The following is a 13,797-nucleotide window of genomic DNA, read 5'->3' on the forward strand; positions in this document are numbered from 1 at the left end:
CCCGCCCCTCACCAGCGGGCGGTGTTCGGGCTGAAGCCCGGGTCGACGGTGCGCATGTACCCGGTGTCGTCGCGGTCGCGCAGACCGCAGCGCAGGTACTGCTCGTGCAGGCGCGCCAGCGCGTCGTGGTCCAGCTCCACGCCCAGCCCCGGCCCCGTCGGCACCCGCACGGAACCGTCGGCGAAACCGAGGGCGCCGGGGACCACGACGTCGTCCTCGGCGAGCTTCCACGGCCAGTGCGTGTCGCACGCGTAGTCGAGGTTCGGGGTGGCGGCGGCCAGGTGCGTCATCGCCGCCAGGGAGATGCCCAGGTGGGAGTTGGAGTGCATCGACAGGCCCATCCCGAACACCTCGCAGATGCGCGCGAGGTCCTGCGAGCGGCGCAGGCCCCCCCAGAAGTGGTGGTCGGACAGCACCACCTGCACGGCGTCCGCGCGCACGGCGGGGGCGAGGTGGTCGAACGCGACGACGCACATGTTCGTCGCCAGCGGCACGTCGGTGCGCCGGTGCACCGCGGCCATCCCCTCGATGCCGGGGGTGGGGTCCTCCAGGTACTCCACGACGCCCTCGAGGGCCTCGGCCACCCGGACCGACGTGTCCACGGTCCACGCCCCGTTGGGGTCCAGCCGCAGCGGCAGGTCCGGGAACTCGTCGCGCAGCGCGCGGATCGCCTCGATCTCCTGCTCCGGGGGGAACACCCCGCCCTTGAGCTTGACGGCGGTGAAGCCGAAGTCGTCGACCATGCGCCGCGCCTGGCGCACCAGGCCCTCCGGGTCCAGCGCCGCGCCCCAGTCGTCGCCGCCGCCGTCGCCACGCGTGCCGGGGTGCGCCTCCCACTTGTAGAACAGGTAGGCGCTGAACGGCACCGCCTCGCGCACGGCGCCGCCGAGCAGGTCGCTGACGGGGCGGCCCAGCAGGCGCCCCTGCACGTCCAGGGCGGCCACCTCGAACGGCGACAGGACGCGGTTCAGGGTGCTGGAGGTGGTGACCTGCCCACCCATGCCGTGCCCGCCGGTGGTGGTGTCGCGCGCCAGGGCTGCGGCCACCCGTGCGGCCATCCCGTTGAGGTCGAAGACGTCGGCACCGACCAGGTCGGCGGCCGCGGCCCGCACGCGCGCCAGGTGCGCGGCGTCGCCGTACGTCTCACCCAGGCCGGTGCCGTCCTCGGTGTGCACCTGCACCACCGTGCGCAGCGCGAACGGGTCGTGGACCCCGACGTTGTTCAGCAGCGGCAGATCGCGGAACGCCACGGGCGTGACCTCGACGCGGGTGATGCGGTTGCGCGGACGGTTCCCGGGGGTGTCGGCACCGGCGGGCAGGGTTTCGGCGGCGGTCATGGCGTCCTTCGTCGTCGGCAGGAGGCGCGAGCGGTTCGCCGGGAGCTTGCCACACCCGGCTCACCCGGTGCACGGACGTGGACGGGCGACGCGCTGGTGGGCCGCCGCCCCCCGGCGGGCTCCTCAGCGCTCCGCGCGCAGCGCCGCCACCAGCTCGGGCAGCACGGTGGCCGCCTGCTCGTGCGGCACCTGGCAGGTCCCGGCGGCGACGTGCCCGCCGCCGCCGTGCGCCAGGCACACCGCGCCGACGTCCGCCGGCGAGGTGCGGTCCACGATGGACTTGCCGATCGCGAACACGGTGTTCTGCTTCGCCCGGCCCCACATCACGTGGACGGACACGCGAGCGGCGGGGAACAGCGCGTACACCAGGAACCGGTTGCCGGCGTGGATGACCTCCTCGTCGCGCAGGTCCAGCACCGCGACGTCGCCGTGCAGGGTCGTGACGCGCTCCAGCTGGGCGCGGAACAGCTCCGCCTGCGCCCGGTACAGCTCCACGCGCTCGGCGACGTCCGGCAGGGCGAGGATCTCGTCGACGTCCTGGTAGGTCATGCAGTGCTCGATGAGCTGCATCATCAGCTGGTAGTTCGAGATGCGGAAGTCGCGGAAGCGCCCCAGGCCGGTTCGGCTGTCCATGAGGAAGTTCAGCAGCGTCCAGCCGGTCGGCTCCAGGATCTCGGAGACGTCGTACGCGGCGGAGTCCGCCTGGTCCACGGCCCGCATCAGCTCGTCGGAGATCTTCGGGAAGCGCTCGGCGCCGCCGAAGAAGTCGAACACGACGCGTGCCGCGGAGGGGGCGTCGGCGTCGATGACGTGGTTGCCCGCGCCGCCGTTGCGCAGCGTCTCGGAGTGGTGGTGGTCGAAGACGACGTGCGCGCGCGCGTCGTACGGCAGGTTCGTCAGGACGTCCCGCTCCGTGATCTCCACCGTGCCGTCCTGCACGTCCTTGGGGTGCACGAACGTGATCTCGTCGACCAGGTCGAGCTGGCGCAGCAGCACCGCGCACACCAGCCCGTCGAAGTCGCTGCGCGTCACCAGCCGGTGGGGGCCGGCGGTCAGGAGGGCGTCCGGAGAGGTCACGGCGGGTTCATCGGCAGGTTCCCGCCGCACCTTGAGGCCCTGGGGCGGGGGTTCTTCCCCACCCGGCGGGCGGGAGGGGACACCCCGGCCTCAGCCGACGACCACCACGTCCAGCCGGCGCGGGCCGTGCACGCCCTCCACGCGGTCCAGCTCGATGTCGCTGGTGGCGCTGGGGCCGGAGATGAACGTGAGCGGCACCGACGGGTCCAGCCGCGCCAGGGCCTCCGGCACGGTCTCCACCACGTCGGCGGCGCGCACCACGCACACGTGGTGGTCGGGCACCAGGGTCAGCGCCCGCCGGCCCTGCCCCGGTGCGCCGCCGGCCAGGACGATCGTGCCGGTCAGGGCGATCGCCACCGAGCTGCCGGTGACGACGGCGTCCAGGGCGTCCAGCTCGGGCACGGTCAGCGGTGCCGAGGGGTGCTCCTCGACGAGCTCGCGGTCGCCGATCCGCGGCCGCCACCCCTGCTCCAGGTCGGCGGGCACGACGAACCGCCGCGACCCCGCCTCGTCCAGGCACCGGGCCACGGCGGCGGCGACCTCGTCGTCGGTGCCGGCGCACAGCACGCGGGCGCGGTAGTCCTCCACCCGCTCCACGAGCAGGTCGAGGACCTCCCGCCCACCGGGTTCCAGGGAACCGCTGCGGTGGTAGTCCCGGGGCACCGGTGGCACGCCGCCGCGCGGGGCGCCGGCGTCGCGGGCGGCGCGCAACCGCGCCAGGACCTCCTCGCGCGCTCCGCTCACGCCCGCCCCTCCTGCTCGTCGTCGTTGCCGCCGGTGCGGGCCCACCACTGCCGGGCGGTCTCCGCCGGCGGGGCGGGCACGTCGCGGCTGTCCGTCCAGTGCGACAGCGGCCACGGCAGGGAACTGATGCGGCCCTTGCGCCCGGCGACCAGCCGGCCCAGCGCCAGGCCCTTCTCCGCGGCAGCGAACCGTCCCGGGGAGCTCATCGCGACCGCGGCGGCCCTCAGCGCCAGGTCCTGCGCGGTCGGCCGCGGGTGCGACTCCACCGACGCCGCGCGCTGCTGCACCAGCAGGTTCGGGATGTCGATGCGTACCGGGCAGGCGTCGAAGCACGCCCCGCACAACGACGACGCGTACGGCAGGGACGCGTTCGGGTCGTCGGGGCCGGAGATGCCGGTGAGCATGGGGGACAGGACCGCGCCGATGGGACCGGGGTACACCGAGCCGTAGGCGTGACCGCCCACGCGCTCGTAGACGGGGCAGACGTTCAGGCACGCGGAGCAGCGGATGCAGTGCAGCGCTGCGCGCCCGTCCTCGTCGGCCAGCACGGCGCTGCGGCCGTTGTCCAGCAGCACCAGGTGGAACTCCTGCGGCCCGTCGCCGGGGGTCACGCCCGTCCAGGTGGAGGTGTACGGGTTCATCCGCTCACCGGTGGAGGAGCGCGGCAGCAGCTGCAGGAAGACCTCCAGGTCGCTCCAGGTGGGGACGAGCTTCTCCACGCCCATGAGCGTGATGAGGGTGTCCGGCAGGGTCAGGCACATGCGCCCGTTGCCCTCGGACTCCACGACCGACAGGGTGCCGGTGTCGGCGACGGCGAAGTTCGCGCCGCTGACGGCGACCTTCGCGGTGAGGAACTTGCGGCGCAGGTGGGCGCGGGCGGCCATCGCCAGCTCGCGCGGGTCGTCGGCGAGGGCCGGGTCCACGTTCGGCATCTCGCGCAGGAAGATCTCCCGGATCTCGCTGCGGTTGCGGTGGATCGCGGGCACGAGGATGTGGCTGGGCGCGTCGTGGCCGAGCTGCACGATGAGCTCGGCCAGGTCGGTCTCCCACGCGGCGATGCCCTGCTCGGCCAGCGCCTCGTTCAGCCCGGTCTCCTGGGTGGCCATCGACTTGACCTTGACGACCTCGTCGGCACCGGTGGCGCGCACCAGGTCGGCGACGATCCGGTTCGCCTCGGCGGCGTCCCGGGCCCAGTGCACGTGGCCGCCGCGGGCGGTGACGTTCTCCTCGAGCTGCTCCAGCAGTTCCGGCAGGCGGGCCATGACGTCGGCCTTGATCGCCGAGCCGGCCAGGCGCAGCTCCTCCCAGTCGTCGAGCTCGGCGACGACGCCGGCGCGCTTGCCGCGGATGATCCCGGTGGCCTTGCCGAGGTTCCGGCGCAGCTGGGTGTCGAGCAGCTTCTCGTGCGCGGCCTTCGGGAACGAGGTGGCGCCGCGCAGGTTGCCCTGCCCGGCGGGGGAGTACGTGGGCAGGCCCGTGTCGTGCGAGTCGTCGCGGACGGCGGGCATGCCCAGGTGCGTGGTGCTCACCGCTGCGCCTCCGCCGGTTCGTCGCGCACGCCGCCGGCCGAACCGGCCGCGGCGGGCGTCTGGCTCGCCTCGGTGGAGGCGAGGATCTCCGCCAGGTGCACGGTGCGCACACCGGTGCGCAGCCGGCCCAGCCCACCGCCGATGTGCATGAGGCAGGAGGAGTCCCCGGCCGTGCACACCTCCGCGCGGGTGCCCAGCACGTTGCGCATCTTGTCCGCGAGCATCGCGGTGGACGTCTCGCCGTTCTTCACCGCGAACGTGCCGCCGAACCCGCAGCACACCTCGGCGTCGGGCAGTTCCACCAGTTCGAGCCCGCGCACCGCGCGCAGCAGCTGCAGCGGCTTGTCGGCCACCCGCAGCATGCGCAGCGAGTGGCAGGTGGGGTGGTAGGTGACGCGGTGCGGGTAGTAGGCGCCCACGTCGGTGACGCCGAGCACGTCCACCAGCAGCTCGGACAGCTCGTAGGTGCGCCCGGCCACCGCCTCGGCCCGCTCCGCCAGGGCCTCGTCGCCGGCGCGGCGGGCGACCATCGCGTGCTGGTGGCGCACGCACCCGGTGCAGGAGCCCGACGGCGCGACGACCGCGTCCCACTCGCCGTGGGCCACGGGCTCGAACACGTCCACGTGGTGGCGCACCAGCGGGACCGCCTCGCGCAGGTACCCGGTGTTCACGTGCATCTGCCCGCAGCACGTCTGCCCCTCGGGGAAGACGACCTCGTGGCCCAGCCGCCGCAGCAGCTTCACGGTGCCCTTGACCGCCTGCGGGAACATCGCGTCCCCCAGGCAGGTGGCCATCACGGCGATCCTCACAGCGCCCCCGTCCCCACGCGTTCCCCGTGGGGAGCGTAGGTCGTCGTCTCGTGCGTGTCGCGCACCAGGGCGCGCAGGTCCTCCAGCGAGCCGGATAGGTCCCCGTGGGCGCGGGCCTGCACCAGGACGTTGCCCAGGGCGGTGGCCTCCACCGGCCCGGCCACCACCGGCAACCCGCACGCCGCGGCCGTCAGCTCGCACAGCAGGGTGTTGCGGGCGCCGCCGCCGACGAGGTGGACGGCGTCCACCTCGTGCCCGGACAGCCGCACCGCGTCGGCCACCGCGCGCGCGAACGCCTGCGCCAGGCTCTCCACGACGCAGCGCACCACCTCGGCCTTCGCCGTCGGGGCGCGGTGCCCGGCCTCCTCGGCGGCGGCCTGGACCCGGGCCACCATGGGGCCCGGCGGCAGGAACCGCGCGTCGTCGATGTCGACGACTGGGCCACCGGCGGACACCTGCGCGGCGGCGGCCAGCAGCGCGGGCAGGTCCTGCTCGCCCTCGGTGCTCGCCCACTCCGCCAGGCACTGCTGCAGCACCCACAGGCCCATGACGTTGCGCAGGTACCGGATGCGGCCGTCCACGCCGCGCTCGTTGGTGAAGTTCGCCGCGAACGACTCCGCGGACAGCACGGGACGTTCCAGCTCGACGCCCACCAGGCCCCACGTGCCGCAGGCGACGTAGGCGAACCGCTCGTCGCGGGCCGGCACCGCCACGACCGCGGAGGCGGTGTCGTGCGAGCCGACGGCGACCAGGCGCACCGACCCGGGCAGGCCGGTCTCGGCGAGCACCTCCGAGCGCAGTCCCCCGAGGACCGTGCCGGGCTCGTGCACGGGCGGCAGCAGCGCCGGGTCGATCCCGGCGAGCTCGACGAGGTCGGGCGCCCACCGGCCGGTGCGCACGTCGGCCAGGCCGGTGGTGGAGGCGTTGGTGGCCTCCGCGCCGCGGTGGCCGGACAGCCAGTACCCGAGCAGGTCCGGCACGAGCAGCAGCTGCGCGGCCGAGCCCAGCAGGGACTCCTCCGCCTCCGCGACGAGCTGGTAGATCGTCGTGAACGGCAGGTGCTGCAGACCGTTGCGCTCGTACAGCCGCTGCGCGGGCACGCGCTGGAACACCCGCTCGGCCACGCCCTCGGTGCGCGAGTCGCGGTAGTGCCGCGGGGTGCCCAGCAGGGCGCCCTCGCGGGTCAGCAGCCCGTAGTCCACCGCCCAGGTGTCCACCCCGACGGTGCGGGCGGCCGCGCCGCCGGGCGTGCGGGCGGCGCGGCCGAGCCCGGCCAGCACCTCCCGCCACAACCCGACGGCGTCCCAGTGCAGGCGCCCGGCCACCTCCACGCCGCCGTTGGCGAAGCGGTGCACCTCGGTCAGCTCCAGCCGGCCCGGCGCGGCCGCGCCGAGCATGACGCGTCCGCTGGAGGCGCCCAGGTCCACGGCGACGTGCGTGCTCACGGTGTTCTCTCCGTTCCCCTCAGCGCAGGAACGCGGCGGCGACGCCGGCGTCCACGGGCACGTGCAGACCGGTGGTGTGCGACAGCTCCCCGCCGGTGAGCACGAACACGGCGTTGGCGACGTGCTCGGGCAGCACCTCGCGCTTGAGCAGGGTGCGCTGGGCGTAGAACTTGCCCAGCTCCTCCTCGGGGATGCCGTACGTCTTGGCGCGCTGGGCGCCCCAGCCGCCGGCGAAGATGCCCGAGCCGCGCACGACGCCGTCGGGGTTGATGCCGTTCACCTTGATGCCGTGCTCGCCCAGCTCGGCGGCCAGCAGGCGCACCTGGTGGGCCTGGTCGGCCTTCACCGCGGAGTAGGCGATGTTGTTGGGGCCGGCGAACACGGAGTTCTTGGAGGAGATGTAGACGATGTCGCCGCCCAGGCCCTGCGCGATCAGGGTCTTCGCGGTGGCCTGGGAGACGAGGAACGACCCCTTGGCCATGACGTCGTGCTGCAGGTCCCAGTCCTTCTCGGTGGTCTCCATCAGCGGCTTGGAGATCGACAGGCCCGCGTTGTTCACGACGAGGTCGAGCCCGCCGAAGGCCAGCACCGCCTCGTCGACGGCGGCGGCCACGGCGGCCGCGTCCGAGACGTCCGCGGCCACGCCCACGGCCACGTCCGCTCCCTTGGACCCGGCGATCTCCGCCGCGGCGGCCTGCGCCTTGGCGAGGTCCAGGTCGGCGACGACGACGCAGGCGCCCTCGGCGGCCAGTCGGGTCGCGATGGCCTTGCCGATGCCGGAGGCCGCGCCGGTCACCAGCGCGATGCGGGTGGCCAGCGGCTTCGGCTTCGGCATGCGCGCCAGCTTGGCCTCCTCCAGCGCCCAGTACTCGATGCGGAACTTCTCCGACTCCTCGATGGGGGAGTAGCTGGAGATCCCCTCGGCGCCGCGCATGACGTTGATCGCGTTGACGTAGAACTCGCCGGCCACGCGCGCGGTCTGCTTGTCCTTGCCGAAGGAGAACATGCCCACGCCCGGCACCAGCACGATGAGCGGGTCCGCGCCGCGGATGGCGGGGGAGTCCGGGGTGGCGTGCCGGTCGTAGTAGGCCTGGTAGTCCGCGCGGTACTCCTCGTGCAGCTCGGCCAGGCGCGCGGTGGTTTCCTCGACCGACGCGGTCGCCGGCAGGTCCACGACGAGCGGCTTCACCTTGGTGCGCAGGAAGTGGTCCGGGCAGCTCGTGCCCAGCGCCGCCAGGCGGGGGTGCTCGGCGCGGGCCAGGAAGTCGAGCACGACCTCGGAGTCGGTGTAGTGCCCGACCTGCGGCTTGTCGTGCGAGGCGATCCCGCGGATCACCGGGGCCAGCGCTGCGGCCTTCGCGCGCCGCTCGGCCTCCGGCAGGGCGGCGTGGCCGTCGAGCACCGGGCCGAAGGGCTCGGGCACGGAGTTCGCCTCGATGTACGCGGTGGCGGTCTCGATGATCCAGCGGGAGTTGGCCTCGGCCTCGGCGCTGGTGGCGCCCCAGGCGGTGATGCCGTGCCCGCCGAGGACCGTGCCGACCGCCTGCGGGTTGGCCTCCTTGATGGCGGCGATGTCCAGGCCGAGCTGGAAGCCGGGCCGGCGCCACGGCACCCACACGACCTTGCCCTCGAAGATCGTCTCGGTGAGCTTCTCGCCGTCGGTGGCGGTGGCGATCGCGATGCCGGCGTCGGGGTGCAGGTGGTCCACGTGCGTGGCGTCGACGAGGGCGTGCATCGCGGTGTCGATGGAGGGGGCCGCCCCGCCCTTGCCGTGCAGGCAGTAGTCGAACGCGGCGACCATCTCGTCCTCGCGCTCCACGCCCGGGTAGACGTCGCGCAGGGCGCGGACGCGGTCCAGGCGCAGGACCGCCAGGCCCTTCTCCTCCAGGGTGCCCAGGTCGCCGCCGGAGCCCTTCACCCACAGCAGCTCGACGTCCTCGCCGGTCACCGGGTCCGCCGCGGTGCCCTTGGCGGAGGTGTTGCCGCCGGCGTAGTTCGTGAAGCGCGGGTCGGCGCCCAGGGCGTGCGAGCGCGCGAGCAGCTGCTCCACGGCCTCGTTCGTCGTGGTGTTCGTCATGTCGTTCAGGCTCCCCATCCCGCCTGCTGGCCGCCGATGCGCTCGGCGGCGATCCTGTCCGCGTAGCCCGACGCCTTGAAGGCGGCCATCGGGTCGGCCGCCAGGCCCATCGACTCGCGCAGCTCGGCCAGCAGCGGGCGCACGTCGGTGTGGTAAGCGTCCATGAAGACGTCGTTGGCGCCGAGGACGTCACCGGCCTGCTGCGCGGCGCGCAGCGCCTCGCGGTCCACCAGCAGCGCCTTGGCGGTGGCCTGCTGGACGTTGGTCACCGAGCGGATCTGCCCGGGGATCTTCTCCTCGATGTTGTGGCACTGGTCGAGCATGAAGTTCACGCCCGAGTCGGGCCGCAGCGCGTCGGAGCGGACGATCTCGTACATGATCCGGAACAGCTGGAACGGGTCCGCCGCCCCGGCCATGAGGTCGTCGTCGGCGTAGAAGCGCGAGTTGAAGTCGAAGGCGCCCAGGCGGTCGGCCCGCAGCAGTTGCACGACGATGAACTCGATGTTCGTGCCCGGCGCGTGGTGGCCGGTGTCCAGGACGACCTTCGCCTTCTCGCCCAGCGACGTGCAGTGCAGCAGCGAGGTGCCCCAGTCCGGGATGTCGGTGGAGTAGAAGGCCGGCTCGAAGAACTTGTACTCCAGCACCATGCGGTGGTCGTCGTCCAGCAGCGCGTAGATCTGCTGCAGGGACTCGGCGAGGCGGTCCTGGCGGTCGCGCAGGTCGTCCTGGCCGGGGTAGTTGGTGCCGTCCGGCAGCCAGACCTTCAGCTCCTTGGAGCCGGTGGCGCGCATGACGTCGACGCACTGGGCGTGGTGGGCGACGGCCTTGGCGCGCACCTTCGCGTCCGGGTGGGTCAGGGAGCCGAGCTTGTAGTCGTCGTCCTGGAAGAGGTTGGAGTTGATCATGCCGATCGTCACGCCCTGGTCGGCGGCGTGGGCGGCGAGCTTGCCGAAGTCGTCGACGAGGTCCCAGGGGATGTGCAGGGACACCCGCGGCGCGATGCCGGTGTACCGGTGCACCTGGGCGGCGTCGCTGATCTTCTCGAACGGGTCGCGCGGCGTGCCGGGGCTGCCGAAGACCTTGAACCGGGTGCCGGAGTTGCCGAACGCCCACGAGGGCAGCTCGATCGTCTGGTGCCGCAGGGCGGCCAGGACCGTGTCGGTCGATGTCATGGGGACCTCACTCCATCGGGGGCGGGAGCACCGTAGCTGAACTTTGACACGTTTCACAAGGACGTGGAGCGCCCGCCTCGGCGAGGGTGCCCCTGCTCGGGCTCGCCGGTGCGGGTCACAGGGGCCCGGCGGCGCGGACCGCCGACCGGTGCGCGAGCCCCGTCCCGAGGGGACCGGCGGCGGGCTGTCGCGCCCGTGACCAGGGAAAACGCATTCCTCGGCTCGATCGGCGCAGACCTCCCCGGATCGCTTGACGACCCGCTCGCGCGCTCCTACCTTCGAGCTCGAGTCGCACTTGAAACGTCTCACCAGTTCCGCGAACACCCCGCCCACCGCTCCCCGGAGCGGCCGTCTCGATGAGGAGACCCCGTGGCACGTCGACGCACCCCCACCCGATCCAGGGCGCTGAGCGGTCTGGCCGCGCTCGCCCTGGTGCCCCTCACCCTCACCGCCTGCAGCGCCGGGAGCCTCGGCTCGTCGAGCGCCTCCGGCGGCGGTGGCACCACCATCACCTGGCTGACCGGCAGCGACGCCACCGCCCAGGCGACCGCGACGTCCATCGTCGAGGCCTTCGAGGAGGCCAACCCCGACATCGACGTCGAGCTGGACGGCCGCCCGGCCGGCGGTGAGGGCGACAACCTCGTCAAGACCCGCCTGCAGACCGGCAGCATGGCCGACGTCTTCGACTACAACTCCGGCTCGCTGTTCCAGCAGATCGCCCCCGAGAAGAACCTGACGCCGCTGGGGGAGGACGTCGTGGGTGCGGTGGAGGACAGCTACCTGCCGCAGGTGTCCGCGGGCGGCGACGCCTACGGCGTCCCCTACGGGACCGCCTTCGGCGGCGGGGTCATGTACAACATGGACGTCTACTCCCAGCTCGGTCTCGAGGTGCCGAAGACCTGGGCGGAGTTCGTCGCCAACAGCGAGGCGATCAAGGCCGCGGGCATCGCCCCGGTCGTGCAGACGTTCGGTGACACCTGGACGTCCCAGCTCTTCGTCCTCGGCGACTTCCACAACGTGCTCGCCGCCGACCCGGACTGGGCCGAGGAGTACACCGCGGGCAACGCGAAGTACGCCACCGACCCCGTCGCCATCAAGGGCTTCGAGCACACGCAGGAGGTGCACGACAAGGGGTTCCAGAACGCCGACTTCGCCTCCGCCAAGCTCGAGGACGGCATGCGTCAGCTCGCCTCGGGGCAGGCGGCCATGTACCCCATCCTGTCGGGGAACATCACGACCCTGCTCAGCGTCGACCCCGAGGCGGGCGACCGGATCGGGTTCTTCGCCCTGCCCGGTGACGACGCCGCGACCAACGGGCTGACCGCCTGGTACCCCAACGCTGTCTACATCCCGAACAGCACGACGGGGGAGGAGCTGGAGGCGGCGAAGAAGCTGGCCGCGTTCATCGCCAGCCCCGAGGGCTGCGAGGCGCAGAGCCAGGCCGCGCCGCCCACCGGGCCCTACCTCGTCGAGGGGTGCGAGCTGCCCGACGACGTGCCGCAGGTCACCAAGGACGTTCAGGCCTACTTCGACGCGGACGCGCAGTCCCCGGCGCTGGAGTTCCTCTCGCCGGTCAAGGGCCCGGCCCTGGAGCAGATCACCGTCGAGGTCGGCTCCGGCATCCGTTCGGCGCAGGACGGTGCCGCCCTGTACGACCAGGACGTCGAGAAGCAGGCCCAGCAGCTGGGCCTCGAGGGCTGGTGAGCCTTCCCCCCGTCGACCGCCCCGGCTCCCCGCGCGGAGCCGGGGTACCCCGCCGAGAGAGGTCACCGATGGCGACGACAGCTCCCGCTCCTTCCCGCACGAAGCCCACCACGTCGGCGCACCGAGTTCCCGGGCGCCGGCGCAGCCCCTACCCGGGGTGGTTCTACCTGCCCGCCGCCGTGGTCTACGGCGTGCTGTTCCTGGTGCCGACGTTCGCGTCGTTCTACTTCGCGCTGACCCGCTGGACGATCTTCGACAGCGAGTTCATCGGTCTGGCGAACTTCGTGCAGTTCTTCCAGGAACCGGCCCTGGTGAAGGGCTTCACCAACACCTTCGTCTACGCGGTGGTCACCTCCGGCGCCAAGGTCGTGCTCGGGCTGGGGCTGGGCATGCTGCTGACCAGCCAGATCGTGGGGCGCGGCTACCTGCGCGCGGTGGTCTTCTTCCCCGTGCTGGTCTCCTCCGTCGGGGTGGGCATCACCTTCCAGGTGCTGATGCACCCCTCGCGCGGGGCGATCAACTCCGCGCTGGGGGTGTTCGGCATCGACGGGCCCGGCTGGCTGGTCGATCCGCAGCTGGCGCTGCTGTCGGTGGCGCTGGTGGACGTGTGGAAGGGCGTGGGGCTGGCCACCTTGATCTACATGGCCGGGATCGTCTCGATCCCGAAGGAGTACTACGAGGCGGCCAAGGTCGACGGGGCCGGGTCGTGGACGCTGTTCCGCAACGTCATCTTCCCGTTGTCGTGGCCGGCGACCTCCACGGTGATCACCCTGTCGCTGATCGGGGGCCTGCGCTCGTTCGACCTGATCTGGGCGATGACGCGCGGGGGGCCCGGTTTCACCTCCGACGTGATCGCCTCGGTGATCTACAAGCAGTACCAGGCCGGCTTCTACGGCCTGTCCACCGCCGGCAACGTGATCCTGTTCCTCGCGGTGACCGCTCTGGTGCTGCCGCTGACGCGGTTCCTGGCCCGCAAGGAGGTCGAGCTGTGAGCTCCACGATCAGTCCCGCCGGGCCGTTGAACCCCCGCTCCCGCTCCCGGTCCTGGTCCCGGCGCAGGGGTGGGGTGGACCCGCAGGGCCCGGCGCCGGGTGGTGGGCGCGTCGGTGGCCCGCGCGCGGCGCTGTACCGCTACGGGGTCGGGGCCTTGGCGATCGTGCTCAGCGTCGTGGTGTTCATCGTGCCGTTCGTGTTCATCGTGCTGACGGCGGTGATGGACGCGCAGCAGGCCGGTGAGTTCCGCTTCGCGCTGCCGCGCCGGTTCCAGGGGTGGCAGAACCTGGTGGAGGTCGTGCAGACGCGCGACTACATCCTCGTCATCGCGTTCATCAACTCCATCGTGCTGACGGTGGCCAGTGTGACGTTGATGGTGGTGTTCGGCTCGATGGTCGCGTTCGTGCTGCAGCGGCGCGTCACCCGCTTCAACGGGTTGATCAACTTCCTGGTGCTGGCTGGGTTGATCATGCCGCCGGCGGTGGTGCCGACGATCTGGGTGCTGCAGCGGCTGGGGTTGTTCGCCACGATGCCGGGGCTGATCCTGGTGGAGGTGGCCTTCGGGATCTCCTTCACGGTGCTGTTGTTCCGGGCGTTCATCTCCACGATCCCGCGTGAGCTGGACGAGGCGGCGGTGCTGGACGGTGCGGGGCCGGTGCGGTTGTTCTTCCGGGTGATCCTGCCGCTGCTGCGTCCGGTGCTGGTGACGGTGGTGCTGGTGCAGTCGGTGGCGGTGTTCAACGACTTCCAGACCCCGTTGTACTTCCTGCCGGGGGACGCGGGGGCGACGGTGCAGCTGACGTTGTTCAACTTCCAGAGCCAGAACCTGTCCAGCTACAACCTGTTGTTCATGGACATCCTGCTGATCACGATCCCGATGCTGCTGCTGTACCTGTTCTTCAACCGTCAG

The 13,797-nt window shown here is 72.3% G+C and carries 11 protein-coding genes; 3 read left to right on the plus strand and 8 right to left on the minus strand.

Annotated features, from left to right (window positions below):
- Positions 1–8: 8 nt before the first annotated feature.
- The 8 genes from MN205_RS03410 to rhaI all read right to left on the minus strand — a co-directional run bounded on the left by MN205_RS03410 (position 9) and on the right by rhaI (position 10,190).
- A complete protein-coding gene (locus MN205_RS03410) occupies positions 9–1,337 on the minus strand; it encodes a glucarate dehydratase family protein (protein WP_242124325.1) in 1,329 nt (442 codons plus the stop codon).
- Between the two features lie 123 nt (positions 1,338–1,460).
- Complete coding sequence (locus MN205_RS03415) at positions 1,461–2,414, minus strand: exopolyphosphatase (RefSeq protein WP_242124326.1); 954 nt, start codon at positions 2,412–2,414, stop codon at positions 1,461–1,463.
- A gap of 90 nt (positions 2,415–2,504) precedes the next feature.
- Positions 2,505–3,158 (minus strand): LUD domain-containing protein, encoded by a 654-nt coding sequence (locus MN205_RS03420; protein ID WP_242124328.1) that lies wholly within the window; start codon positions 3,156–3,158, stop codon positions 2,505–2,507.
- Complete coding sequence (locus MN205_RS03425) at positions 3,155–4,666, minus strand: LutB/LldF family L-lactate oxidation iron-sulfur protein (protein ID WP_255817815.1); 1,512 nt, start codon at positions 4,664–4,666, stop codon at positions 3,155–3,157. Before MN205_RS03425 ends, MN205_RS03420 begins: the two co-directional genes overlap by 4 nt.
- Positions 4,667–4,683: 17 nt before the next feature.
- A complete protein-coding gene (locus MN205_RS03430) occupies positions 4,684–5,496 on the minus strand; it encodes a (Fe-S)-binding protein (protein WP_242124332.1) in 813 nt (270 codons plus the stop codon).
- Entirely contained in the window at positions 5,493–6,941 is a 1,449-nt protein-coding gene (locus MN205_RS03435) for a rhamnulokinase family protein (protein ID WP_242124334.1), read from the minus strand. Before MN205_RS03435 ends, MN205_RS03430 begins: the two co-directional genes overlap by 4 nt.
- Positions 6,942–6,960: 19 nt before the next feature.
- On the minus strand, positions 6,961–9,018 hold the full coding sequence (locus tag MN205_RS03440) for a bifunctional aldolase/short-chain dehydrogenase (RefSeq protein ID WP_242124336.1): 2,058 nt from the start codon (positions 9,016–9,018) through the stop codon (positions 6,961–6,963).
- Between the two features lie 5 nt (positions 9,019–9,023).
- Complete coding sequence (gene rhaI, locus MN205_RS03445) at positions 9,024–10,190, minus strand: L-rhamnose isomerase (RefSeq protein ID WP_242124338.1); 1,167 nt, start codon at positions 10,188–10,190, stop codon at positions 9,024–9,026.
- A gap of 369 nt (positions 10,191–10,559) precedes the next feature.
- On the opposite strand from rhaI, the gene MN205_RS03450 reads away from it, so the two are divergent.
- The 3 genes from MN205_RS03450 to MN205_RS03460 form a co-directional block, all read left to right on the plus strand.
- Positions 10,560–11,894 carry an extracellular solute-binding protein gene (locus tag MN205_RS03450; protein WP_242124340.1) on the plus strand — a complete coding sequence of 445 codons (1,335 nt, stop codon included), beginning with the start codon at positions 10,560–10,562 and terminating at the stop codon, positions 11,892–11,894.
- A 68-nt stretch (positions 11,895–11,962) separates the two neighbouring features.
- Positions 11,963–12,886, plus strand: a complete 924-nt coding sequence (locus MN205_RS03455; protein ID WP_242124342.1) for a carbohydrate ABC transporter permease — start codon at positions 11,963–11,965, stop codon at positions 12,884–12,886.
- 131 nt (positions 12,887–13,017) lie between these two features.
- Positions 13,018–13,797, plus strand: a 780-nt coding sequence (locus tag MN205_RS03460; RefSeq protein ID WP_374115813.1) for a carbohydrate ABC transporter permease, incomplete at its 3' end; no start/stop codon positions are given.

This window comes from Kineococcus sp. TRM81007 (assembly GCF_022669155.1).
GTDB lineage: Bacteria > Actinomycetota > Actinomycetes > Actinomycetales > Kineococcaceae > Kineococcus.